Below are 24,488 nucleotides of genomic sequence, written 5' to 3' on the forward strand. Positions count from 1 at the left end.
GCGATGACGAACCCCGCGTTTTCCAAAACGTGTGGGTTTTCTTTTGCCGAGACATTCGCCGTACGGTGCGTTGCATTTCGCTGCTGAAAATAAAAAACCCCCGCACGAAGCGGGGGTTTCATCGGCGCTTAACGCACATCCTCAACCGTTCAAAGCAGCGCCTGCACCCAGTTCGTGACGCCCGCGAGCGCTGCCGGCAGATTCGCCGGATCGGTGCCGCCTGCCTGCGCCATGTCCGGACGGCCGCCGCCCTTGCCGCCGACCTGCTGCGCGACGAAGTTGACGAGATCGCCCGCCTTCACCTTCTTCGACGCATCGGCGGTCACGCCCGCGATCAGGCTCACCTTTCCGCCTTCCACCGACGCCAGCACGATTGCCGCGCTCTTGAGCTTGTCCTTCAGCTTGTCGACGGTTTCACGCAGCGTCTTCACGTCCGCGCCCGCGAGTTGCGCGGCCAGCACGTGCACGCCCGCCACATCGACGGCTTGCGAGACGAGTTCGTCGCCCTGGCTCGACGCCAGCTTCGACTTCAACGCGCCCAGTTCCTTTTCGAGCGCCTTGACGTGCTCCTGAACCTGCACGATCCGCTGCGTCAGTTCCGACGGCTGCGCCTTCAGCACGGACGCCGCCGCGTTGATGCGTGCGTCCAGTTCCTGCACGAAACGCACGGCGTTGTCGCCGGTGATGGCCTCCACGCGACGAATGCCCGCCGCCACGCCGCCTTCGACCACGATCTTGAACAGGCCGATATCGCCGGTGCGCTGCACGTGCGTGCCGCCGCAGAGTTCGCGCGAGAAGCCGAGATCGAGCACGCGCACGGTATCGCCGTATTTCTCGCCGAACAGTGCCATCGCGCCGCCCTTCACCGCTTCGTCGTAGGACATGACCTGCACGACGCCCGGCGCGTTCGCCAGCACTTCCGCGTTGACGATTTCCTCGACGCGGCGAATCTGCTCGTCGGTCATCGGCGCGTTGTGGGCGAAGTCGAAGCGCGTTTTGTCGGCGTCCACCAGCGACCCTTTCTGCTGCACGTGCGCGCCGAGCACCTCGCGCAGCGCGCGGTGCATCAAGTGCGTGGCCGAGTGATTGCGCGCGGTGCGGGCACGGCGAACCGTATCGATTTGCGCCTTCACCACGTCGCCCACTTTCAGCGTGCCCTGCTCAAGCGTGCCGTGATGACCGACGACATCGGCCTGCACCTTCAGCGTATCTGCGACGCCAAAACGCACGCTCGCGTTCGCGAGCACGCCCTGATCGCCCGCCTGGCCGCCCGATTCGGCGTAGAACGGCGTGTGATCGAGCACGACGACCGCCTGCTGGCCCGACTGCACTTCCTTGACCGACGCGCCTTCCACGTACAACGCGACCACCCGGGCGTCGTCGAAGAGTTCCTTGTCGTAGCCGTGGAACGTGGTTTTCTCGCCCGAATACTCGAGGCCGGCCGCGAGCTTGAACTTGCCCGCCGCGCGCGCCTGTTCGCGCTGGCGCGTCATGGCTTCGTCGAAGGCGGCTTCGTCCACCGTCATGCCGCGCTCGCGGCACACGTCCGCCGTCAGATCGAGCGGGAAACCGTAGGTGTCGTGCAGCTTGAACGCGAGTTCGCCGTCCAGTTGTTTCGCGCCCTTCTGGTCGAGATCGGCGAGTTCGCCTTCGAGGATCGACATGCCGTGTTCGATCGTCTCGAAGAAGCGTTCCTCTTCCTGGCGAAGAACGTCGGTGACGCGCGCTTGGGCGTCGGCCAGTTCCGGATAAGCCGCGCCCATTTCCTCGACCAGATCCGGCACGAGCTTGTGGAAAAAGCCGCCCTTCTTGCCGAGCTTGTAGCCGTGGCGGATCGCGCGGCGCACGATCCGGCGCAGCACATAACCGCGCCCTTCGTTGCCGGGAATCACGCCATCGACGATCAGGAAAGCGCACGCGCGAATGTGATCCGCGATCACCTTCAGCGAATTGTTCGTGAGATCCGGCGTATCGGTTTCACGCGCGGCAGCCTTGATGAGCTTCTGGAACAGGTCGATTTCGTAATTGCTGTGGACGTGCTGCAACACGGCGGCGAGCCGCTCGAGACCCATGCCCGTATCGACGCATTGCTTGGGCAGCGGCGTCATGTTGCCCTGCGCGTCGCGGTTGAACTGCATGAACACGAGATTCCAGATTTCGATGAAACGGTCGCCGTCTTCTTCGGGCGATCCGGGCGGGCCGCCCCAGATTTCCGGGCCGTGGTCGAAGAACACTTCCGAGCACGGGCCGCACGGGCCGGTGTCGGCCATTTGCCAGAAGTTGTCCGACGCGTAACGCGCGCCCTTGTTGTCACCGATACGGATGATCCGCTCGGGCGGCACGCCGATTTCCTTTTCCCAGATGGCGTAGGCTTCGTCGTCTTCCTGATACACGGTGACGGTGAGCTTGTCGGCCGGAAGCTGGTAGACCTTCGTGAGCAGTTCCCAGCAGTAATGGATCGCGTCGCGCTTGAAATAGTCGCCGAACGAGAAGTTGCCGAGCATTTCGAAGAACGTGTGATGGCGCGCCGTATAGCCGACGTTTTCGAGATCGTTGTGCTTGCCGCCCGCGCGCACGCTGCGCTGCGCGGTGGTCGCGCGCGAGTACGGGCGCGATTCCGCGCCGAGGAACACGTCCTTGAACTGCACCATGCCCGAGTTGGTGAAGAGCAGCGTCGGATCGTTGCCGGGAACGAGGCTCGACGAGCGAACGATCGTGTGGCCCTTCGATTCGAAGAACTTGAGGAACTTCTCGCGGATTTCGGAGGCTTTCATGGCGTGCGGGGGCGATCTGCTTAGAGTGAGTAGCGTCGGGCTGGCAGCGCGCTGGTATCGGATGCCGCGTGGATACGCGCGCTTGCCGCCACTATCTTGGCTCGACCCCGATGCGGACGGCTTCGCGCACGAGGTCAGGCGGAACCGCCGATTATACGGGATCGCGCCGGGTTCGAAACGCTGCGGCTTGCGCGGTAAAACCACGGCAAAACCGTGCGTCCGGGCGAAAAAGACTGTCCATGCGCGCGGCTTGCCGCGCGCCGATCCCGTACCATCCTGAGAAAATCGCCGTTCCGTACACACCGTCGAACTTGCCAAACCACGGAGACAAAACCCGAAAATGGGAGCCTTGAGCCATATCCGCGTCCTCGATCTGACCCGCGTGCTCGCCGGTCCCTGGTGCGCGCAGACCCTGTCCGACTTCGGCGCCGATGTCATCAAGATCGAGCGCCCCGAGTTCGGCGACGACACCCGCCACTGGGGCCCGCCCTATCTGAAAGACGCGGCGGGCGACGACACCCGCGAAGCCGCGTATTACCTGGCGGCGAACCGCAACAAGCGCTCCGTCACCGTCGATATCGCGACGCCGGAAGGTCAAGCGGTGATCCGCGCGCTCGCCGCACAAAGCGACGTCGTGCTCGAAAACTACAAGGTCGGCCAGCTGAAGAAGTACGGGCTGGACTACGCATCGTTGAAAAGCGTGAGGCCTGATCTGATCTACTGTTCCGTGACGGGTTTCGGCCAGACCGGGCCTTACGCGGGCCGCGCGGGCTATGACTTCATCATTCAGGGCATGGGCGGATTCATGAGCATCACCGGCGAGCGCGACGGCCAGGCGGGCGGCGGCCCGCAAAAGGCGGGCGTCGCGATCGCCGATTTGATGACCGGCATGTACGCGAGCGTCGGCGTGCTCGCCGCGCTCGCGCACCGCGACCGGACGGGCGAAGGCCAATATATCGACATGGCGCTGCTCGACGTGCAGGTCGCGATGCTCGCCAACATGAACACCAACTTCCTCGCGAGCGGCGCGCCGCCCTTGCGCTGGGGCAACGCGCATCCGAACATCGTGCCGTATCAGACGTTCCAGACGAGCGACGGCTGGATCATCGTCGCGGTGGGCAACGACGGCCAGTTCCGCAAGTTCGTCGCGGCGGGCGGCCGGCCCGAACTGGCCGATCACCCGGACTTCGCGACCAACCCATCGCGCGTGCGCAACCGCGAGACGCTCGTGCCGATCCTCGCGGCGATGGTCCGCGAGCGCGGCAAGCACGCGTGGCTCACGGCGCTCGAAGCGGCGGGCGTGCCGTGCGGTCCGATCAACGATCTCGGCGAAGTGTTCGACGATCCGCAGGTGATCGCGCGCGGCTTGCGCGCCGATCTGCCGCATCCGGGCGGCGGCACGGTCAAACTGGTCGGCAATCCGGTGAAGATGAGCGCGACGCCGACCGAAGCGCGTTCGCATCCGCCGACGCTCGGCGAGCACACCGAAAGCGTGCTGCGCGACGTGCTGGGCTACGACGACGCGCGAATCGCGGCGCTCAGGGCGTCGAAGGTTATCTAGCCGCGCCTGGCGTGCTTACCGCGTCCCCGCGCCGATCAAACCGCCCGCCGCCGCGCCTGCAATGGTGCCGAGCGGGCCGCCCGTCAGCACGTAGCCGAGCGCGCCGCCCGCGCCCGCGCCAATGGCGGCGTGGGTTTGCTGGCGGCTCAGGCCCGCACAGGCGGTAAGACTCACGATCAGCGTGGCGATCGCAACGGTCTTCAAGGTAAAGCGTGTGGTCGTATTCATGCTGTTATTTTTCCTTTTGTCTGTTTTGATTTTCATACGCGGCGCAATCTTAAAATTGGCCGAAACGCCGTCGCAACGCGATTTACGTCCGGTTACGCCAGAAACACGCCGGTGGTGGAACGCGGCCATGTGTAACCATGGAACGGCCTTCGAAGGGCGAAAGGTAGCTGTCCGGGGGGCCGTTGGACGGGTCCGGTAAGCGTTGGAAAGATCGGGCGCGCGCCGGCGCGGGTCTCGCTTCCGTGGCGCTTCCGTCTCGCTTCCGTCTCGCTTCCGTCTCGCTTCCGTCTCGCTTCCGTGTCGCTTCGGTCTCGCTTCCGTCTCGCTCGCGCCACGCTGGCTGCCCGGCGCGGCCAGCCGGGAAGCCCAGGCGCGCCCGCTAAGGTAGAATCGGTATATCAATAAAGACTTCCCGAACGCATTGCGCGCCCTCGTCCGCTCTCCTTTTCTCGCATGAACACCGATCGTAACGACGCCCCAGCGGTATCCAATTTCATCCGCAACATCATCGACGACGACAATCGCACCGGCAAATGGTCGCAGCGAGTGGAGACGCGGTTTCCGCCCGAGCCGAACGGCTATCTGCACATCGGCCACGCGAAGAGCATCTGCGTGAACTTCGGCATCGCGCGCGATTACGGCGGCGTGTGTCACCTGCGCTTCGACGACACCAATCCGGAAAAGGAAAGCGTCGAGTACGTCGACTCGATCATCGACGCCGTGAAGTGGCTCGGCTACGACTGGAACAAGGACGGCACCGAGCACATCTACTTCGCGAGCGACTACTACGACAAGCTGTACGAATTCGCCGAAACGCTGATCCAGCGCGGCCAGGCGTATGTCGATAGCCAGTCGGCCGAACAAATCCGCGCCAATCGCGGCTCCGCGAACGAAGCGGGTACGAATTCGCCGTATCGCGACCGCACGCCGGAGGAAAACCTCGACCTCTTCCGCCGCATGAAGGCGGGCGAGTTCCAGGAAGGCGAGCACATCCTGCGCGCGAAGATCGACATGAGTTCGCCGAACTTCAACATGCGCGATCCGGTCATCTACCGTATCCGTTTCGCGCACCATTACCGCACGGGCGACACGTGGTGCATCTACCCGATGTACGACTACACGCATTGCGTGTCGGACGCGCTCGAAAACATCACGCATTCGCTCTGCACGCTCGAATTCGAAGATCACCGGCCGCTTTACGACTGGTTCCTCGCGCAACTCGCCGACGACGGCGTATTCACGCGGCCGCTTCCCCAACAGATCGAATTTTCGCGACTCAATTTGACCTACGCGATCACCAGCAAGCGCAAGCTGCTGCAACTCGTGCAGGACAACCACGTGGAAGGCTGGGACGATCCGCGCATGCCGACCATCGTCGGTGTGCGGCGGCGCGGTTTCACGCCAGAAAGCATTCGGCTGATGGCGGAGCGCATCGGCGTGACGAAGGTGGATTCGTGGATCGACATGAGCATCCTCGAAGGCGCGCTGCGCGACGATCTCGACGAAAAAGCGCCGCGCGCGATCGCGGTGCTCGATCCGCTGAAGCTGATTATCGATAACTATCCGGAAGGCCAGAACGAGGAATGCAGCGCGCCGGTGCATCCGCATCATCCGGAGCGCGGCACGCGCACGTTCCCGTTCTCGCGCGAATTGTGGATCGAGCGCGAGGATTTCAGCGAAGCGCCGCCGAAGGGCTATTTCCGCCTGTTTCCGGGTAACAAGGTGCGTTTGAAGTATGGTTTCGTCGTGGAATGCACGGGTGCCGACAAGGACGAAAACGGCAATATCACCGCCGTTCATTGCAACTATTTCCCCGACAGCAAATCCGGCACGGACGGCGCGAACACGTACAAGGTGAAGGGCACGATTCACTGGCTCAGCGCGGCGGCGGCTTGCGCGGCGGAAGTGCGCATCTACGACCGGCTGTTCAAGGAACCGCAACCGGGCGCGGGCGGCGCGGAATTCCTCGACGCGCTGAATCCGAATTCGAAGCGCATCGCGACCGCCTACGTCGAGCCGAGCGCGCAGAGCGCGAACGCGGAAGATCGCTTCCAGTTCGAGCGGCACGGCTATTTCGTGGCTGATCGCATCGATTCGAAGCCGGGCACGCCGGTATTCAACCGCATCGTGAGCCTGCGCGACAGCTGGGGCAAGCCGGCGTGATTTCGCCCGGCCGGCCGCGCCTCATGCGATGCCGGCCGGCACGCCCGCTTTGCCGTATCGAGCGAGGAGCACGATGAATTCGCCGTACTTCAGCCGCGTTGTTTTTGCCGTCGGCGTGCTCGCGGCGGTTTTGTTCTCCCCGCCTTCCGCACGCGCCGCATCGACCGATCCCTTGCAGGCGTCCGCCACGCTGCGCAAGATCGCGGAGAACGGCGCGGTCGTGCTGGGCGCGCGTGAATCGTCAGTGCCGTTTTCCTATCTCGACGCCAATCAGCAGCCGGTCGGCTACTCGCAAGCCATCGCGCTCGCCGTGGTCGATGCCATCAGGACCCGGCTGAATCGCCCGTCGCTCGCCGTGAAGTACGTGCAGGTGAATTCGTCGAACCGGATGTCGCTCGTCGTGAACAATCAGGTCGATCTCGAATGCGGATCGACGGCGCACGTCCGCGAGCGCGAATCGATGGTCGCGTTCTCGAACAGCTTCTTCCAGTACGGCATCCGGATGGCGGTGAAGCGCAAATCGGGTATTCGCGATTACGCCGATCTCGCGGGCAAAACCGTCGCGACGACCGCCGGAACATCGGACGAGCGCATGCTCCGGCAAATGTCGCTGGATCGCGATCTCAACTTGCGCATCATCAGCGCGCGCGACCACGCCGAGGCGTTCCACGCGCTGAAGACGGATCGCGCGGTGGCATTCGTCATGGACGATCCGCTCTTGTACGGAAAAATCGCGCAGGAAGGCGCGGCGCGGCACGATTACTGGGTGACAGGCGAACCGCTTGCCCGCGAATCGTATGGCTGCATGATGCGCAAGGGCGACCCCGCGTTCAAGCAGCTCGTGGACGACACCATCGCGCGGATGCAGCGCTCGGGCGAAGCCGCGCGCCTTTACGACACCTGGTTCATGCAGCCGATTCCGCCCAACGGCATCAACCTGCAATTCCCGATGTCGGCGGAAATGAAGGCGCTGTTCGCCAATCCGAACGACCGCGCGCTGGATTAAGACGACGTACTAAGCGAGCGTCTGGTCGAGTTCGGCGAGCGAGAGCGTGGTCTGGAAAAGCCGTGCGAGGCTGCGGCTCGCGTACTGATCGACGTCCGCCGGGTTGACCCAGCGATACGCGTCCATTTCCGGAATCATGGTGCCATCGCGGCGGCGCGGGAAATACGACTCGCAGACGCAGTCTTCCAGCCGCACTTCAGCGCCCACGCGCACCGCGAACAGGTGCAAGTCCTTATCCCGCCGATACAAAAACCGCCCGAGGTCCTTAAGCCGCGCGGCGTCGAGCACGATCCCGGTTTCTTCCACCAGTTCGCGCAGTGCCGCTTCGACCGGCATCTCGCCCGGCTCGGCCTGCCCTTTCGGTACGTCCCAATGCGACGTCTCGGTGGCGTGACAAAGCAGGACCTCGCCGGTCGCGTTCAGAATGACGACGCCGCACGATACCGTGCGCTCGGTCATCGGGCGGGCCTCGCGACGATTCGCGGATTCATCGGCGTGCGGCGTTATTGCTTCTGAAGCTGCCACTTGCCTTCGCCGGATTTACACGCGGTCGGCGCCCAGGTTTGCGTCTGGCCTTTGGCAATGGCGGTGAGCTGAATCTTGCGACAAGTTTTGTCGCCGGTTTTTTCCGTGGTCTGCGGCGTCACGGTGCCGTGAATCTTGACCGGATTGCCCGCGCCTTCGTTATTCCAGTCGAGCGACTCGCCGTCCTGCTTGGTCTCGAGCGCCTTGCGCGCCGCGCCGTTGAGCGCCTGCATGTCGCGCTGCTTCATGTAGCTGATCGGCGTGTCGTTGAGAAATCCGAGGTTCGCCGCGGACGCGCCGACGGACGCGGCGAGAAGCGCCGCGCCGCTCACGGAACAGATGAGGGCGTGCATCAGCGGGCGGGTGTGAATCGGCATGGAAGATCCTCGTCGAGATGAGCGTTGCGTGGCCGAAACGCGGCGCCGGGACTGGCAATCCGCGTCGGGCGGGTTCATCGAGGATAGCATGAGGCCGCGGCGCGTTGATCGCCTGGCGACGTTATCGCGCGGCCCTGAGCGAGGGATTGGCGGGTCGCGGCGCCATCGCATGGAGAAGCCGCGGGTAATTTTGAGATTGATCTGATGGGCGCAAAAACTGGCCGCCGATAAGCTTGAAAGCTCTTCTCTTTCCGCGAGCCGCCATGATCGCCCTGCTTACGAACAACTTCTCGCCGTGGATGTACTGGCTTTTCTGCGGCGCGTGCATCGCGTGCGCGGCAAGCGTGCCGCGCTCGGTCGTCGCGCTCGACCGGATGCTCGTGCGGCGCCCCGCTGAGCCGCTGTCCGCCGCGCCGTGGTCCATCGAGCCGTGGTCCGGCGTGCCGATGAAATGGCCGCGCGCGCTCACGTGGTTGGGCATGACCCTGCTCGGCGCGTCTTTCGTCGCGTTGATGGTGCTCTGCCGGCTGCTTGCCAGCTAGTTCGCCTTGGCCGCGACAATCCCGTTCGCGGCCGTTTTCGCCGGCTGATAGCCGTCGGTCAGCGTATTCAGGAAAGCCACGACGTCCTTGATTTCGCTCTCGTCGAGCGCGGGTTTGTCGCCCGGCTTGCGATCGAACGGCGCTTCCGTATTGACGTTCGCCCAGTAACGTTTCGGCAAGTCGTCATATTTCTGCACCACCCCCTTCGACACCGGATAAAACTTCTCAGGATTCGTATCGCGCTGGACGTAAAAGCGCACGACTTCGTCGAGCGAGTGATAGACGCCGTTGTGGAAAAACACCTTGCGCGTCGCGACGTTACGCAGCGACGGCGTGCGGAACAGGCCGCAAAATTCGTCGCGTCCTTTCAGGTCGGTCCGCTCGGGGCCGCACGCGCCGAGATCGTGATAACTCGCGTTCTTGTTGATCGGCAGATTGCGGTTGCGCGGCACGCCGATCGCGATCAAGCCGAAGTCGCTGAACTGCGGCGGTGAGCCGTCCTTCGCGCGCTGGCTGATGTGGCAGGCCGCGCAATTTCCCTTGGTTTCGTCGTTGAAAAGCTCCAGACCGTGCATTTCCGCGGCGCTGAGTTTGGTCGTGCCGGCGAGATACGCGTCGAACTTGCTCGTGTACGGATAGAACGTCGCGGGCTTCTGCTCGAACGCTTCGAGCGAGCTCAGGATCGCGGCGAACGCGTGGTCGTCGTGATCGAAAATCGTCGCGCCGAAAGTTTGGCGGAACGCATCGGCGTAGGGCGCGGCCTTGACGGCGGCCACCACTTTCGCGGGCGTGCTGCCCATCTCGAACGACGACAACAACGGAATGCGCGCCTGATCCGCACCGTGATCCGCGCGGCCGTCCCAGGTCAGGCCGCCGGTCGGGCCGGCATCGACGCTCTCGTCGCCTTCGTCGTCGGAATCGTGGAAATGCTCGGTGAATTGCGGCACCGATTGCAGGTATTTCAGCGACGGCACCGCGCGAAAGCCCGGCCGATGCATGTCGCTGCCGCCGAATTGCACGGACAACGCGTTCGGCGGCCCGAACGCGTGTTGCGGGCTGTGGCACGACACGCAAGCAAGCTTGCCGGAGCCGGACAGCGAGGGATCGAAGAAAATCTTTTCGCCGAGGACGGTCATCTGCGAGGTCGCCGCGAAGACTTCGGCGCGGGTCTTGCCCGCCGTCGCGGTGCCTGCAGATTGAACCGCATTTGGGACATTGCTGGCCGCAGGGCTAGACGCATGCGAATCGCAGCCCGTGAGCGCGGCCGTCAATGCGGCGAAAACGAGTGTCGATACGGCGAACGGCAAGCGATGAAAAGCGGGCATGGGCGAAGCAGCAAAGTCCAGGGAAGCCGCAGCGTATGTCACCGATATGTCGAACGCATGACACCGCGCGAAGCCGACGCCACCGCCGCGCCTTAACTCACCGCTTACTGAAAATTACGCATTCGTAAGCTCCCTTACATGCGTGCGTCAAATCCGCCTGCGAGACTGCACGGCGTCGGCGACAAGTGATTACAAGGTTCGCCGGCTCCCCAACAAGAGAGAGACTCTGATGAACAAGAAACTCGTCTGCGCGGTGCCGCTCACGGCCCTCGCCGCATTCGGCCTGTACGCCTGTGGCGGCCACGACGACAGCCACGCCGATATTTCGTCGGTGAAGAACATCGTCGTGATCTACGCGGAAAACCGCAGCTTCGACAATCTGTACGGTAACTTCCCGGGCGCGAACGGCCTGCAGAACGTGACGGCGGCGAACTCGCAGCAGCTCGACCGCGACGGCAGCCTGCTCAGCACGCTTCCGCCGATCTGGAACGGTCTCACCGCGACCGGCGTCACGCCCGCGATCACGCAAGCGATGACGGTGAACCTGCCGAACTCGCCATTCGCCATCGACGATCCGGCGGGCTTCAACTTGCCGCTCTCCGTCACGACGCGCGACCTGTATCACCGTTTCTACGAGAACCAGATGCAGATCGACGGCGGCAAGAACGACAAGTTCGCCGCGTGGGCCGACTCGGGCGGTCTCGTCATGGGCCACTACAACACCAACGCCGACAAGCTCCCGCTTTACAAGATCGCGCAGCAATACACGCTCGCCGACAACTTCTTCATGGGCGCATTCGGCGGTTCGTTCCTGAACCACCAGTGGCTCATCTGCGCGTGCACGCCGGTGTATCCGAACGCATCGACGAGCCCCGCCGCAAGCTCGGTGTCCGCCGTGAACGCGGACGGCGTCTCGCTGCAACTTGCGTCGAATTCGCCTGCGTCGGCGATCACGGGCATTCCTAAGTTCGTGAATTCCGGCAACCTCACGCCCGACTTCTACGCGATCAACACGATGCAGCCGCCGTATCAGCCGAGCGGCAACAAAGCGCCGTCGGGCGGCGATGCCACGCTCGCGGATCCGACTGTCGCCACGACGCTGCCGCCGCAGACGCAACAGCATATCGGCGACTTGCTGAACAACGCGGGCGTGTCGTGGGCGTGGTACGGCGGCGCGTGGGGCGCGGCGCTCACCGATGCAACGAACATCTACGGCTCGACGAATTCGGTGCCGAACTTCCAGACGCATCACCAGCCGTTCAACTACTTCGCCGATCTCGCGCCGGGCACGGCGAATCGCACGCAGCATTTGCGCGATGGCGGCCTGGCCGGTTCGGAGTTCATCAAGGCGATCGACGCGGGCACGCTGCCGCAAGTGTCGTTCTACAAGCCGCAGGGCAACCTGAACGAGCACGCGGGTTACACGGACGTTTCATCGGGCGATGCCCACATCGCGGATCTGATCTCGCATCTGCAGAAGAGCCCGCAGTGGAGCAACATGGTCGTGATCGTGACGTATGACGAGAACGGCGGCTTCTGGGATCACGTCGGCCCGCCGAAGGGCGACCGCTGGGGCCCGGGTTCGCGGATTCCGGCGCTGATCGTCTCGCCGTACGCGAAAAAAGGCTTCGTCGATCACACGCAATACGACACCACGTCGATCCTGCGCTTCATCACGCATCGCTATTCGCTGCCTAACCTGCCGGGTCTCGTCTCCCGCGACGCCGCGCTCACCGCGAACGGCAACAAGCCGATGGGCGATCTGACCAACGCGCTGAGCTTCTAAAGGCGCGCATCGGTTGATTCCTTCAGTACGAGAAAGGGCAACTTCGGCTGCCCTTTCTGTTTTATTTGAAGCCCGGATTAGATTTCACGCAGTTCGTGATTAGCTTCGAACGATCGCTTGGTCGACGGGTGGCGCGCGGCCCGATATGGTCATTGGACATCGACTAATTTGTCCTGCCGAGAAACCTCCGATCCGTCATGAAATCCATTCGCCCGCTTCTGCTTGCCGCCCTGCTTTCTCTCACCGCCGCCCCGCTCGCCTTTGCCGAGGACGCGCCGGGTCATCAGATTCGCGTCGGTTATCAGAAGGCGGGCCTGCTCGCCGTCCTGAAGGCGCAAGGCACGCTCGAACAGAAGCTCAAGCCGCTCGGCTACACGGTCTCGTGGTACGAGTTTCCGGCCGGTCCGCAACTGCTGGAGGCGCTGAACGGCGGCAGTATCGACTTCGGCTACACCGGCGCGCCGCCGCCCGTGTTCGCGCAGGCGGCCGGGGTCAATTTCGTTTATGTCGGCGCGGAGCCGGGCGGCGAAAGTAACGAGGCGATCTTCGTGAAGGCGGACTCGCCGGTACGCGCGCTCGCCGACCTGAAAGGCCGCCGCGTCGCGTTGCAAAAGGGATCGAGTTCGAACTTCCTGCTGCTCGAAGTGCTGAAGAAAGCGAACCTCACGCTCGCCGATATCCGTCCCGTCTATTTGCCGCCCGCCGACGCGCGCGCCGCGTTCGAAAACGGCGACGTCGATGCGTGGGTCGTGTGGGATCCGTACTACGTATCGGCGCAGCAGACGTTGAAGGTGCGAACGCTCGCCGATTACGCCGGCCTGCCGAAGCCGTTCAATTTCTACGAAGCGACGCGCACGTTCGCGCAGCAAAATCCGCAAGCGGTGCGCGCCGTGATCGAGCAATTGCGCGCGGGCGGGGCGTGGGTGACGCAGCATCCGACAGAGACCGCCGCGTTGCTCGCGCCGAAGATCGGGCTGGATACGGCTATCGTCGAAAAGTGGATTCGCCGCGTGCCTTACGCCGCGACGCCGATCAACGATCAGATCGTCACGACTCAGCAAGGTGTCGCCGATGCGTTCTATCAGGCGAAGCTGATTCCCAAACAGGTGACGGTGCAGGACAACGTCTGGCGCGAAGAGAATGCCACGCGTACGGCGGCCAAATAGGGCGAATCGCCGCTTGATTTACTCGTGCTGAATATCGCCGCCGAACAGCGCGGCGAGATCGTTTTCGCCGCGCGCATCGGCCCGCGCGATCACGCGCGCTTCGAGTTCGTCGAGATGCGCGCGCAGTGTATCGAGCGCGGCCGGTAGATCGCCCGCCACGAGCGCGTCGATCAAGTGCCGATGCTCGTCGGCCGAGCAACTCGACGCCTTCGATGGATCGAAGAGCGCCTTGTACAACTCCGTCTTCGCGACGAGTTGTCCCGCGAAAACATCGAGTTCCGGCGCGCCCGCGAGCTCGGTCAGCAACAGATGGAACTGGCCCGCGAGCTGCACGCTGTCCGCGACGCGCCCTTCCTTCGACGCCCGCGCCTCGCGCTTCACATGCGCCCGCAAACTGCGTTGCTGCGCGGCGCTGAGCTTCCCGCACAACGTCACCGCGACGCCCGCCTCGACCACCTGCCGCGCCCGATAAACACGCCGGATATCCGGCGCCGAAGGCGACGGCACGAACGCGCCGCGATTCGCCTCCAGCACGACCTTGCCCTCGAAACCAAGCCGCGTCAGCACCTTGCGGATCGTGCCGCGCGTGCAGCCGAACGCCGCCGCGAGATCGCGTTCGACCAGTTGCGCGCCCGGCGCGAGCTTGCCCTGGAGCAAGGCCGCGGTGATCGACGCGTGGACGCGTTCGTCGATGGAGAGATCGGTTGAGACCGCATTTTCTTTGCTGGACATGAAGAGAATGTCGCCTGTTATAAGCACTATTCGGTCGCGTCACAGTGTGGCGAGTCGTGTAGGCTTCGTCTTTTGGTCAACCATCTTAACGCATTTTGGTTGACCATTTTACGGAGATATCGAACATGAAAGCCATGCGCACCGACTTCGTCTGGCTGCTCGTGATCGTCTCGATCGGGCTGAATCTGCGGCCTCTCCTCACCTCGATCAGCCCGCTCATGGGCGTGATCCGCGACTCGACCGGCCTCGCTTTTCAGAGCGCGTCGCTCCTGACCGGCCTGCCTGTGGTCGCGATGGGCATCTGCGCGTTCGGCGCGGGTTTGCTTTCGCGCGGCATCGGCGAGGCGCGAGGTGTCGCGGTTGGACTGATCGCGATCGCCATCGCGTGTGCGGCGCGCGCGCTCATTCAGACCGGCGGCGCGCTGATCGCGAGCGCGGTCGTTGCGGGCGTGGGTGTCGCCGTCGTTCAGGCGTTGCTGCCGGGCGTGATGAAAGCGCGCTTCACGTCCCGCCTGCCGTTCGCGATGGGACTGTATTCGGCATCGATCATGGCCGGCGGCGGTCTCGGCGCAAGCGTCACGCCGAAGATCGCGGCGATGGTGTCGTGGCACGCCGGCCTCGCGTTCTGGGCGATGCCGGCGGTGGTAGCGCTTGCGTTGTGGTGGTGGCTCGCGCGATCGTTCAGCGTGCATCGCGACGACACGCGCGCCGTGCATTCGTCGCTCTTTTTCAACCGGCGCGCGTGGACGCTCGGCGTGCATTTCGGCGTGGTGAACGGCGGTTATACGTGCCTCGTCGCATGGTTGCCGGCGTATTACCAGCAACTCGGCTGGAGCGTCGCCGAGAGCGGCGCGCTGCTCGCGATGATGACCGTCTTCCAGGCCGCCAGCGCCCTGCTGTTGCCGATGGCGGCGGCGCGTTGCCGTGATCGTCGTCCGTGGCTCGCGGCGGCGCTGGCGGCGCAGGCGTGCGGCTTCGCGATGCTGCTGTTCGCGCCGCTCGAAGCGCCGCTCGTCGTGGTCGCGCTGCTCGGCGCGGGCTTGGGCGGCGCGTTTGCGCTCACGCTAGTAATGACGCTCGATCACGCCGATCAACCCGCTCTCGCCGCGCGGCTCGTGGCGTTCGTGCAGGGCGTGGGCTTCGTGATCGCGGCGGTCGCGCCGATCGTCGCGGGTATTGCGCGCGATGCTAGCGGCGGATTTACGGTGTCGTGGGGAATGCTGCTCGCTGGCGTCGCGGCGATGATCGCGCTGACGTGGGTGTTCGCGCCGCATGGCTACGCGAAAGCGATGCGCACGCGAGTGGGCGCGCGGAGGGCACGGCTTGCTGAGGGGCGTGGGTGATGCGGTGGCTGTGATGCGTTCTGACATGAACGCAGATGAAGCGAGGTCTCTGGCACGGCAGGAGGGACTCGAACCCCCGCCCCTCGGCTTAGAAGGCCGATGCTCTATCCAGCTGAGCTACTGCCGCGTTCCAGAAGAGCGAGGATTTTACCTCATCGCGGAGCGCGCCGGACTGTTCCAGCGCACCCCGCGTCCATGCAGCGAATCAGATCGGCTGCGGATGCGTCATGAACCAGCCTAGACACAGCGCCCCCGCGATCACGCAATACACGCCGAACGACGCCAGCCGTCCGCGTCCTTCGAAATAGTGCATCAGGAAGCGCACGCTCAGATACGCCGCGATGCCGGTCAGCACGCCGCCGAGCAGCGCGTCGCCGAGCTGGTCCGGTGCGTGGAAAAGCTTCGGCAATTCGAGCACGCCGGCGGCGAAGATGATCGGCGTGCCGAGCAGGAACGAGAATTCCGCGGCTTTTTCAGCCGTCATTCCCGCGCCGACACCCGCGATGATCGTCAGGCCGCTGCGCGAAAAGCCGGGGATCAACGCGCCGATCTGCGCCAGTCCGACCAGAAACGCCTGCTTGAACGTGAGATTTTCGGGCGCACGCGTCGCGCGCGCGCGCTGCAGCCGGTCGCCCGCCCACAGCAACACGCCGTTCACCATCAGCGCGGCAGCGACGATCCGCAAATCGTGAAAGATCGACTCAAGCCGCTTTTCGAGCACAAGCCCGACGATCCCCGTCGGAATCGTGCCGATGATCAGCGCCCACATCATGTGCGCGTCGTCGTTGCGGCGTCCGCCGAACGATGCGAACCAGCCGGTGATCAGCGCAATCCAGCGCTTGCGGAAATACCAGAGTAGCGCGAAGGCGGTGCCGAGATGCAGCGCCACCAGGAAGGGCAGCAATTGCGGCGCGTGTTTGTCGATATGCATCCCGATGAGGCCGGGGACGAGAAGCGTATGGCCGAGACTGCTGACCGGAAACAATTCGGTCACGCCTTGCAGCACGCTGAGAAAGATCAGAAACCAGAGTGTCACGCGTCGATCCTTGGTCGTGGAGATTAACGCGCGCCGTGCGTGATGAGCTTGTCGGCGAAATATCGTGACTGTGTTGCATCGCCGCACGGCGCGCAAACGGGACCGATTATGCCGTCCGCGAATTAACGGGCCAAGCGTTTGACGCACACTTCCGACAGAATAATTAATCGTCAGTTAAACATAATAAAAATGTAATAAATAAAAAAGCCCGCCGAAAGGCGGGCCTAATTCGCTGCTATTAATTCCCTGAAACGGCGATATGGCTTTATGGTTTGAGCTTATATAGGAACAGCGCGGTGCTCACGCTGAACATGCCGAACATCGCCAGTGCCATTGTCATCGCCAGATCCATTTCCGCTCCTCGTCAGTGGGTTACCCGACATTTCTGTACGCATTATTGTCACAACGGACAGGTTTTTGTCAGCCGCAGTTTCCCGCAAAGGGTTTGCCCGTAGGACAATGAGCGGCGCGGTATCGGAGCCGCGCGGCAAGCGGGCCGTATCGGATAATTCAGGCTTGAATCGCTAACTGGGAGCGGGATGAATCATGGCATCTGAGCAAGACATCATCGAAATCGAGCGCGACGGCGCATCCATCAAGGTGGCGCCGACCGAAGGCGCGCGGCTCATGACCTGGCAGGTCGGCGGTGAGGATGTGCTGCACTGGCCTGCCGGCGCGGATTTGGCGGACTTCGCGAAAATCCGTGGCGGCAACCCGCTGCTGTTTCCGTTCCTGGGCCGGCATTTCGTCGATGGCGAAATCGGCAAGTGGCGTGACGCGGAAGGCGTCGTGCGTCCGCTCGCGATGCACGGCTTCGCGCGCGTTCTGCCGTTTACGTTCACGCGCGACGCGGACGGTCACGGCGTACGCACGACGCTCGTCGATAGCGACGCGACCCGCGAAGGTTATCCGTTTGCGTTTCGTTTCGAGGCGGCGTACCGCATCGTCGATGCGACGACGCTCGAAGTCGAACTGACCACCTCGAACCCGGGCGAAGTGCCGCTGCCCTACTACGCCGGGCATCATTTCTACTTCGATCTGCCGCACGAGCAACGCGCGATCAGCAGCGTGGAACTGCCGCGCACGGAGCGCCGCCGCCAGTTTCCGGACGGCACGATCAGCGAGGCCACGGCCGGTTCGCCGCGCTATACGCTCGACGACGCGAGCATCATCGACCAGTTTCATTGCTTTACCGGTCCAGCCGAACAACCCGTGCGCTTCATCACGCCGGGCCTGAAGCGCGAGGTCCGCTTCGAGCTGGATCAGCCGGATTCGGTGTCCTGGTACGCGGTGACGACCTGGGCGGCGTCCGACACCGTCGATTACTACTGCGTCGAACCGTGGCTCGGCCTGCCGGACGCGATCCACAACGGGCGCGGCCTGCGCTGGCTTGCGCCGGGCAAGACAGAAACGGCGACGCTGCGCCTGGTCGTCACGCCGGTCGAGTGATCGGCCGACGCCGCGAAAACAATGGCGCGCGATGGCGGAGACGCGGGTTTTCCGCCGTCGCGCGTACGAGACGTTAAAATCAGACGTTTCGGTCCGCCGCGCACCTTCTGCTCGCGGCGGCGCATTCCGGGGTTGAAAGTTGGCAAAAAGAATTCGACGGCTCATCTGCGTGTCGCTGATCGCAGTGCTCGCCGCATGTGGCTCGGCACCGGTCGGGCCGGGGTTTTACCGGGTTGAACGGGGCGATACGGTTTCGAAGATCGCGCGGGAAAATCGCACGTCGGTGCAGAGCATCGCGCGCTGGAACAACCTGCCGAACAGCGACGCGATCGAAGTCGGCCAGGTCTTGCGTATCGCGCCGCCGGCGGGATCGGCTGGCGCTGCACAATCCACCGCGCCAGCGCCGCGAAGGAGCGCGCCGTCGTCCGGTAGCGACGCCAACACGGCCGCCGCCAAGCCCGCCACGAGTATCGCGCTCGTCTGGCCGGCCGCGGGCAGCCAGATCCGCGGCTTCGACGGCCAGAGCTCGAAAGGCATCGATATTGCTAACGTTCCCGGAACGAAGATCGTGGCGGCTGCGGCAGGTTCGGTCGTCTACGCGGGCAACGGCCTGCGCGGATACGGCAATATGCTGATCATCAAGCACAACGCCGATTATCTGACCGCCTACGCGCACAATCGCGCGCTGCTAGTGAAGGAAGGCCAGAGCGTTGCGCAAGGCCAGCCGATCGCGGAAATGGGCGATACCGACACGAACCGCGTCATGCTGCACTTCGAACTGCGCTATCTCGGACGCTCGATCGATCCGGCGCGTTACCTGCCCACGCGGTAAATCTGGCTCGAACACGGTCAAATCCTGCCGCGCGCCGACCCAAAGTATTGAGGAAAAACTCGATGAAAATGATGTTTGGAGCCACGGCGCTCGCAGCGGTACTCGTGCTCGCGGGCTGCGCCAACTCCTCGACCATGACCTACCTGCCCTCGGGCGACGCCGGATTCGCCATCAACTGCAGCGGCGGCGACGCGAGCGCGAGCTGGGCGGAATGCTATCAAAAGGCTGGCGAAACCTGCGGTGCGTATGGCTACGACGTGATCTCGAAGGACGCCGATAATGGCGCGACCGCGGGTGGCTCGGTGGCCGGCATTTTCGGCACGAACATCAAGAACCGGTCGATGGTGATCCGCTGCAAGCAATGAAGTGACGATGCCGCGACGATGCGTTTGCGCGTCGCCCCGGCCGTCCGAATTGACTGACGCGGCCCGACGCGGGATCGATATGCACGGCGAACGCGATCAGCAACGCGATCGCCACCGGCCATACGAGAAGGACAATCCAGAGCAGGTGCATCGTCGGCTCAGCGGTTAGCGCGAAGTGAATGACGCGAAATATTACCGCTGTCGTAAGACTTTTGCGTGAACTCGCCCGACGAACAAGCAAAAAAAGACCGCTTCAGCGTGCGCTGAGCGGTCTTTTTTACTTTTGCTCCCAGATTAGTGCCCGGGATTCCGAACCGCTTGATCGTGCAGATGGGCGGCCGGATCTTCCGCCGCCTGGCATGCGGGGCACACGCCTTTTAATTCGATGTCGTCGCCGGTAAGCCGATAACCGCTCGCCTCGACTTGCGCGACAAGACTCTGGCGCAATTGCTTTTGCTGCGGCAATTCGGTCACGCGGCCGCACTTCTGGCAGACCACGAGCACGCCGTGTTGGCAATGCGTGAGGTCGTGGCACACGGTGAACGCGTTGATCGATTCGATCCGGTGGATCAGCCCTGCCGACAGCAGAAAATCGAGCGCGCGATAAACGGTCGGCGGCGATGCGTTCGGATGCATCGCGCGCATCTCGTCGAGCAGCGTGTAAGCCTTGGTTGCGCGCCCCGACGCGAGCAGCAATTCGAGTACGGTGCGGCGGATGGGCGTGAGCTTCTGGCCGCGTTCGCGGCAGTAGGCATCGGCCATTGAAACCGCGGCCTGCAGCGCCTCGGCCGACGCCGCCGCGTGATTGTGGTCACGCGCGTGGTCGCCCGGGTGATCGGTGGCGTGATCGCTCAAATCGGGGGCTTCGGTGGCGGGCGTCGTCATCGCGCAATTATACGCCGCGGCCATGACGCCGTTATTTCGGCTGGCCGACGGCCGGGCTGTCGAGCATGGAGGGCGGGCGCGTGTCGGTGGGGACGCCGTGATAGTCGGGCGGATCTTGCGGCGGCGTGTGTTTCTTCGACGTGGAATCGGGATCGGCGACGCACGCGGCGAGCGCGAGCGGCAAGGCGAAAATCAAGGCGATAACGATGCGCGGCATGAACCTGTCCGTAGAGAGCCGTTCCGACGCGAAGCCGAGAGTATCGGCAATGTGACCGGCGCGGAACGGCTGAAGTGCGAAAGCTGCAAAAACGACAAAGGGGTTATGAGTGCAAACTCATAACCCCTACTTTTATATCGTGGTCGGAGCGATAGGATTCGAACCTACGACCCTCTGATCCCAAATCAGATGCGCTACCAGGCTGCGCTACGCTCCGAAGCCAAGCCGCAGATTCTAGCGTTTTCCCGAACTGGGTGCAACGAAAAGCGTCGAAGATACTGGAATGGATTCTGCGGTCTGCTGTAGCGCGCGTGTTTTAGCGCGCTTGATGCATCCGCGGAACATCCGATCACCGAGGAGAAATGCGCATGGACCTTATTCTCTGGCGTCACGCCGAGGCCGAAGATCAGGCGTCGAGCGATCTCGCCCGGCAGTTGACGGCGCGAGGCCGCAGGCAGGCGCAGGCAACGGCCAGATGGCTGAAGAGTCGTCTCGGCGATCACGCCGTCTTTCTCGTGAGTCCCGCCACGCGAACGATCCAGACTGCCGAGGCGTTCGGCGATCAGTATCGCGTGGTGCGCGAGCTGGCGCCGGGCGGCAGCGCGCAGGCTCTGCTCGATGCAGCCGGTTGGCCGGAGGGCGTCGCGCAGACGGTTGTTGTGGTGGGTCATCAGCCGACGATCGGCCAGGTTGCATCGTGGCTCATGACCGGCGATGAAGCCGAATGGTCGGTCAAGAAATCGGGAATCTGGTGGTTGCAGGGGCGCACGCGAGGTGGGGGTGCGCAGGCCGTTCTGCGCGCGGTGACGTGTCCGGATTTGCTTTGAGCGGGCGCTCGTGCTCGTTGCCTTTGTTTGCCTGTGCTTTCTGGGAACTTGCATTCGTGTAGGTTTATAAGCACGCCGCTATGCGCGGCAGCAGTCACTTTCTTTGCTGCTGCAAAGAAAGTAACCAAAGAAAGCAGCTAGTCCGTCTAAGTGTCCACCACGAACGGTTTCCCGGAGTGGTGCGCAAGCTGATTCGGCCATCGCACCACACAACAGAGTGGAACCGCTCATTCATCCCGGCAGGCACGAAGTGCCTGCCGGAACGGCATAACCGAACAAACCAAACCGACCGCCGGTTGTGAGATATGCCCGACGTACGAGCGCAGCGAGGATGGAACTGACAAGTGCTGTGCCAATACCAACGAATGCGAGTTGCCATAGTCAGCTTGCGCGCCTATCCGCGCAGTTATTCGTGGTGGACACTTAGCCGGATAAGCTGCTTTCTTTGGTTACTTTCTTTGCAGCAGCAAAGAAAGTGACTGCTGCCGCGCACAGCGGCGTGCTAATAAACCGACACGAAAGCAAGTTCCCAGACACCACAGGCAAACAAAAGCAACGAGCGCCAGCAAAACCAAAAACCGCGGCCCGGACAGGGCCATCGCTGCTAACCGCACGCGAAAGCAAGTTCCCCAAAGACCACTGCAAAACCAAGCGCCAGCGCCCCTTCTCGTTCATTGAAACGTCACCCCCGCGCCACGCGAGCGTCATTCGCAATTACTACATTGGCAAGGACCCAGTCCTATCGAGGAACGCCAATGCAAAATCCGTCGACGCCAGCCCTGCCGCTCTCGCTCGATCCGCGCCGTCTGCCGCGCGCGGCCGAAACCGTCGCGGGTCAGCATCGCCTGCATGTGTCGTGGGCGCGCCCCGACGACGCCGTCCGCGAGGCGCAACGCCTGCGCTATCGCGTGTTCTCGGAGGAAATGGGCGCGCATCTGAAAGGCCCGGCGGGCCTCGACGTCGATGCGTTCGATGCATACTGCGATCACCTGCTCGTGCGCGATCTCGATACGCTGAAAGTGGTCGGCACGTACCGCGTGCTACCGCCGCACCAGGCGGCGCGTATCGGCCGCCTGTACGCCGAGAGCGAATTCGACGTGTCGCGCCTCACGCACCTGCGCCCGAAACTCGTGGAAGTCGGCCGCTCGTGCGTGCATCCCGATTACCGCAGCGGCGCCGTCATCATGTCGCTATGGGGCGGGCTCGCTGCCTACATGAAGCAAAACGGCTACGAGACAATGCTCGGCTGCGCGAGCGTCGGGATGATCGACGGTGGGCATTACGCGGCGAATCTCTATTGCTCGCTCAGCCGCGATGCGCTCACCGCGCCCGAATACCGCGCGTTCGCGCACACGCCGCTGCCTGTCGAGGAGTTGCGCACCGGCGCGGAAGTCAGCCCGCCGCCGCTCGTGAAGGGCTATCTGCGGCTCGGCGCGAAGATTTGCGGCGCGCCCGCCTGGGATCCGGACTTCAACACGGCCGACTTTCTCACGCTGTTCCGCCTGACCGATATCAACGCGCGCTACGCCCGGCACTTCATGGGCGACACGAGCACGAAAGCCGCCTCGCGCTGAACGCAAAATAAAAAAGCCCTGCCGGAAATCGCTTCCGGCAGGGCTTTTTATCGAATGTGCTCGACCGTTCAGTCTTCCGTATAAACCACGCGATACGGCTGGCCGACCTTCTCCCACTCGGCCGCTTCCTGGACGAGGCTGTAATCGGTGAGCGGATTTTTCGCGACCCAGTCGTTCGCGAGACGCACGTCGAAGCCGCCGCTCGCCTGCTTCACCTCGATCGCGGGCAGCCCCACATCGGCGCGCCGGCGACTCAAAAGCGCCGCGAGCCGCAGACAAAACAGCAGCGTCCAGTCGACATCGCGCGCCTGCGACAACTTGCCGAGCTTGCCCGCATGACCGAGCACCAGAGCCGCGAGCCGCGCCTGATCGGTGCGCGAAAAACCCGGCATGTCCGCGTGGCTTGCGATGTACGCGGAGTGCTTGTGATACGCGCTGTGGGCAATCGACAGCCCGATTTCGTGCAGCGCCGCCGCCCACGCGAGAAACATGCGGCTTTCCTGGCGGCGCTCTTCGTCGGGTTCGTCGAGCTGCTCGTAGAAGCTGATCGCCAGTTCAGCGATCCGGTCGGATTGCGCGGCGTCCACGCCGTAACGCCGCTTGAATCCTTCCACCGTCACCGTGCGCATGTCCTGATGCTGCGATCGCCCGAGCAGGTCGTACAGCACGCCGAGCCGCAGCGCGCCGTCGGTCGTATCGACGTAATCGATGCCCAGTTCCTCGAACACGCCGAGCATGATCGACAACCCGCCCGCGAGCACCGGAATGCGGTCGGCCTTCAGCGCGACGAGCTTCAGCCGGTTCACGTTCTCGGCCTTGATGACCGCGCGCTTCAGGCGCTCCAGCCCGCCGCGCGAAATGCCGTGCGTGACGCCTGGATCGTTGAACCCGTTCGCCTCGATCAGTTCGGCCAGCGCCCGCGCCGTGCCCGACGATCCGATCGCCTGATCCCAGCCGGTCTGCTTGTACTCGCCCGAGATGATCTCGATTTCGCGCTTGGCGGCGAGTTCGGCTTGCCGCATCGAGTATTCGTCGACGTTGCCGGCGGCGAAGAACTGGCGGCTGTGGCTCACGCAGCCGATGTAGAGGCTTTCCATGTGGATCGGCTCGTAATGCGAGCCGATGATGAATTCCGTCGATCCGCCGCCGATATCCACGACAAGCCGCTTGCCCGCGCTCGCCGGCACCGAATGCGCCGCGCCCGCGTAGATCAGGCGCGCTTCCTCGCGCCCGGCGATCACTTCGATCGGGAAGCCAAGCGCGCTTTGGGCCTCGGCGAGAAATTCGTCGGCATTTTTCGCGACTCGCAGCGCGTTGGTCGCGACCGCGCGGACGTGATCGGGGTGAAAGTCGCGCAGCCGTTCGCCGAAACGCTTGAGCGCGTCCCAGCCGCGCAACTGCGACGCACGGTCGAGATATTTGTCCCGCGACAGGCCCGCGGCAAGGCGCACGGGCTCGCGCAAGGCGTCGACCTGATAGATCTGGCTGCCGGCCGGCGTTTCCTCGACGCGCCCGACGATAAGCCGGAAGCTGTTCGATCCGAGGTCGACGGCGGCGAGTAGATGCGGGTGATTGACCATCGGGATTGTCCAGATTCGTAGGAAAGAACCGCGATAAAACCTGCCACGCGCGGCGCTGCAGCAATTCTATTCTAAGCGGCCGGGCGCATGGTCGACGCGACGGCCGCGCTTTCGCGACGCTATTCCCTTTCCGCGAAGAATTTGTGACACTTCGTATGTCATCAAGGCGTCATCTTACTGTGGGATTTTCCAACG

22 protein-coding genes and 2 tRNA genes are annotated in these 24,488 nt (G+C 63.5%); 12 read left to right on the forward strand and 12 right to left on the reverse strand.

Annotation, left to right across the window (positions count from 1 at the left end; all coding sequences use genetic code 11):
• Positions 1 to 149: 149 nt before the first annotated feature.
• Complete coding sequence (gene alaS / locus AC3D25_RS10930; RefSeq protein ID WP_488888422.1) at positions 150 to 2,774, reverse strand: alanine--tRNA ligase; 2,625 nt, start codon at positions 2,772 to 2,774, stop codon at positions 150 to 152.
• 340 nt (positions 2,775 to 3,114) lie between these two features.
• Between alaS and AC3D25_RS10935 the strand changes: the two genes are divergently transcribed.
• The gene (locus tag AC3D25_RS10935; protein WP_488888423.1) at positions 3,115 to 4,335 is read left to right on the forward strand and encodes a CaiB/BaiF CoA transferase family protein; all 1,221 of its coding nucleotides are present in this window, start codon (positions 3,115 to 3,117) and stop codon (positions 4,333 to 4,335) included.
• 15 nt (positions 4,336 to 4,350) lie between these two features.
• Here AC3D25_RS10935 and AC3D25_RS10940 read toward each other — a convergent pair whose 3' ends face one another.
• Positions 4,351 to 4,563: an ornithine carbamoyltransferase gene (locus AC3D25_RS10940; protein WP_488888424.1), complete on the reverse strand. Its 213-nt coding sequence runs from the start codon at positions 4,561 to 4,563 to the stop codon at positions 4,351 to 4,353.
• Between the two features lie 453 nt (positions 4,564 to 5,016).
• Between AC3D25_RS10940 and AC3D25_RS10945 the strand changes: the two genes are divergently transcribed.
• Both AC3D25_RS10945 and AC3D25_RS10950 read left to right on the forward strand, forming a co-directional pair.
• On the forward strand, positions 5,017 to 6,726 hold the full coding sequence (locus AC3D25_RS10945; RefSeq protein WP_488888425.1) for a glutamine--tRNA ligase/YqeY domain fusion protein: 1,710 nt from the start codon (positions 5,017 to 5,019) through the stop codon (positions 6,724 to 6,726).
• Between the two features lie 73 nt (positions 6,727 to 6,799).
• Complete coding sequence (locus AC3D25_RS10950; RefSeq protein ID WP_488888426.1) at positions 6,800 to 7,732, forward strand: transporter substrate-binding domain-containing protein; 933 nt, start codon at positions 6,800 to 6,802, stop codon at positions 7,730 to 7,732.
• A 9-nt stretch (positions 7,733 to 7,741) separates the two neighbouring features.
• Here AC3D25_RS10950 and AC3D25_RS10955 read toward each other — a convergent pair whose 3' ends face one another.
• Together AC3D25_RS10955 and AC3D25_RS10960 are read right to left on the reverse strand one after the other, a co-directional pair.
• Positions 7,742 to 8,191 carry an NUDIX hydrolase gene (locus AC3D25_RS10955; protein ID WP_488889663.1) on the reverse strand — a complete coding sequence of 150 codons (450 nt, stop codon included), beginning with the start codon at positions 8,189 to 8,191 and terminating at the stop codon, positions 7,742 to 7,744.
• A 44-nt stretch (positions 8,192 to 8,235) separates the two neighbouring features.
• Positions 8,236 to 8,634, reverse strand: coding sequence for an RT0821/Lpp0805 family surface protein (locus AC3D25_RS10960; RefSeq protein ID WP_488888427.1), 399 nt, complete (start codon positions 8,632 to 8,634; stop codon positions 8,236 to 8,238).
• Positions 8,635 to 8,897: 263 nt separating this feature from the next.
• Here AC3D25_RS10960 and AC3D25_RS10965 point away from each other — a divergent pair, with 263 nt between their 5' ends.
• Positions 8,898 to 9,176, forward strand: a complete 279-nt coding sequence (locus AC3D25_RS10965) for a hypothetical protein (RefSeq protein WP_488888428.1) — start codon at positions 8,898 to 8,900, stop codon at positions 9,174 to 9,176.
• Here AC3D25_RS10965 and AC3D25_RS10970 read toward each other — a convergent pair.
• Positions 9,173 to 10,501, reverse strand: coding sequence for a cytochrome-c peroxidase (locus AC3D25_RS10970; RefSeq protein ID WP_488888429.1), 1,329 nt, complete (start codon positions 10,499 to 10,501; stop codon positions 9,173 to 9,175). The genes AC3D25_RS10965 and AC3D25_RS10970 overlap by 4 nt on opposite strands.
• Before the next feature lie 229 nt (positions 10,502 to 10,730).
• On the opposite strand from AC3D25_RS10970, the gene AC3D25_RS10975 reads away from it, so the two are divergent.
• On the forward strand, positions 10,731 to 12,287 hold the full coding sequence (locus tag AC3D25_RS10975) for an acid phosphatase (RefSeq protein ID WP_488888430.1): 1,557 nt from the start codon (positions 10,731 to 10,733) through the stop codon (positions 12,285 to 12,287).
• A 197-nt stretch (positions 12,288 to 12,484) separates the two neighbouring features.
• Positions 12,485 to 13,453, forward strand: a complete 969-nt coding sequence (locus AC3D25_RS10980; RefSeq protein ID WP_488888431.1) for a sulfonate ABC transporter substrate-binding protein — start codon at positions 12,485 to 12,487, stop codon at positions 13,451 to 13,453.
• Between the two features lie 18 nt (positions 13,454 to 13,471).
• Here the strand turns inward: AC3D25_RS10980 and AC3D25_RS10985 are convergent, their stop codons facing one another.
• Complete coding sequence (locus AC3D25_RS10985) at positions 13,472 to 14,185, reverse strand: GntR family transcriptional regulator (protein ID WP_488888432.1); 714 nt, start codon at positions 14,183 to 14,185, stop codon at positions 13,472 to 13,474.
• A gap of 125 nt (positions 14,186 to 14,310) precedes the next feature.
• Here AC3D25_RS10985 and AC3D25_RS10990 point away from each other — a divergent pair, with 125 nt between their 5' ends.
• On the forward strand, positions 14,311 to 15,528 hold the full coding sequence (locus tag AC3D25_RS10990; RefSeq protein ID WP_488888433.1) for a cyanate transporter: 1,218 nt from the start codon (positions 14,311 to 14,313) through the stop codon (positions 15,526 to 15,528).
• A gap of 50 nt (positions 15,529 to 15,578) precedes the next feature.
• Here the strand turns inward: AC3D25_RS10990 and AC3D25_RS10995 are convergent.
• Positions 15,579 to 15,655, reverse strand: a tRNA-Arg gene (locus AC3D25_RS10995).
• Between the two features lie 78 nt (positions 15,656 to 15,733).
• On the reverse strand, positions 15,734 to 16,564 hold the full coding sequence (locus AC3D25_RS11000; RefSeq protein ID WP_488888434.1) for an undecaprenyl-diphosphate phosphatase: 831 nt from the start codon (positions 16,562 to 16,564) through the stop codon (positions 15,734 to 15,736).
• 546 nt (positions 16,565 to 17,110) lie between these two features.
• On the opposite strand from AC3D25_RS11000, the gene AC3D25_RS11005 reads away from it, so the two are divergent.
• From AC3D25_RS11005 to AC3D25_RS11015, 3 genes are all read left to right on the forward strand, one after another.
• Entirely contained in the window at positions 17,111 to 18,013 is a 903-nt protein-coding gene (locus tag AC3D25_RS11005; RefSeq protein ID WP_488888435.1) for an aldose epimerase family protein, read from the forward strand.
• 139 nt (positions 18,014 to 18,152) lie between these two features.
• On the forward strand, positions 18,153 to 18,845 hold the full coding sequence (locus AC3D25_RS11010) for a peptidoglycan DD-metalloendopeptidase family protein (RefSeq protein WP_488888436.1): 693 nt from the start codon (positions 18,153 to 18,155) through the stop codon (positions 18,843 to 18,845).
• A 62-nt stretch (positions 18,846 to 18,907) separates the two neighbouring features.
• On the forward strand, positions 18,908 to 19,210 hold the full coding sequence (locus tag AC3D25_RS11015; RefSeq protein ID WP_488888437.1) for a hypothetical protein: 303 nt from the start codon (positions 18,908 to 18,910) through the stop codon (positions 19,208 to 19,210).
• A 294-nt stretch (positions 19,211 to 19,504) separates the two neighbouring features.
• Here AC3D25_RS11015 and AC3D25_RS11020 read toward each other — a convergent pair whose 3' ends face one another.
• The 3 genes from AC3D25_RS11020 to AC3D25_RS11030 form a co-directional block, all read right to left on the reverse strand.
• On the reverse strand, positions 19,505 to 20,095 hold the full coding sequence (locus tag AC3D25_RS11020; protein ID WP_488888438.1) for a Fur family transcriptional regulator: 591 nt from the start codon (positions 20,093 to 20,095) through the stop codon (positions 19,505 to 19,507).
• Between the two features lie 31 nt (positions 20,096 to 20,126).
• The gene (locus AC3D25_RS11025) at positions 20,127 to 20,312 is read right to left on the reverse strand and encodes a hypothetical protein (protein WP_488888439.1); all 186 of its coding nucleotides are present in this window, start codon (positions 20,310 to 20,312) and stop codon (positions 20,127 to 20,129) included.
• A 140-nt stretch (positions 20,313 to 20,452) separates the two neighbouring features.
• Positions 20,453 to 20,529 (reverse strand) — tRNA-Pro (locus tag AC3D25_RS11030).
• A gap of 151 nt (positions 20,530 to 20,680) precedes the next feature.
• Here AC3D25_RS11030 and AC3D25_RS11035 point away from each other — a divergent pair.
• Positions 20,681 to 21,139 carry a SixA phosphatase family protein gene (locus AC3D25_RS11035; protein WP_488888440.1) on the forward strand — a complete coding sequence of 153 codons (459 nt, stop codon included), beginning with the start codon at positions 20,681 to 20,683 and terminating at the stop codon, positions 21,137 to 21,139.
• Between the two features lie 755 nt (positions 21,140 to 21,894).
• The gene (locus tag AC3D25_RS11040) at positions 21,895 to 22,713 is read left to right on the forward strand and encodes a GNAT family N-acetyltransferase (RefSeq protein ID WP_488888441.1); all 819 of its coding nucleotides are present in this window, start codon (positions 21,895 to 21,897) and stop codon (positions 22,711 to 22,713) included.
• 68 nt (positions 22,714 to 22,781) lie between these two features.
• Here AC3D25_RS11040 and ppx read toward each other — a convergent pair whose 3' ends face one another.
• The gene (gene ppx, locus AC3D25_RS11045; RefSeq protein WP_488888442.1) at positions 22,782 to 24,293 is read right to left on the reverse strand and encodes an exopolyphosphatase; all 1,512 of its coding nucleotides are present in this window, start codon (positions 24,291 to 24,293) and stop codon (positions 22,782 to 22,784) included.
• Positions 24,294 to 24,488 lie beyond the last annotated feature (195 nt).

This window comes from Caballeronia sp. SL1002, from assembly GCF_057814995.1.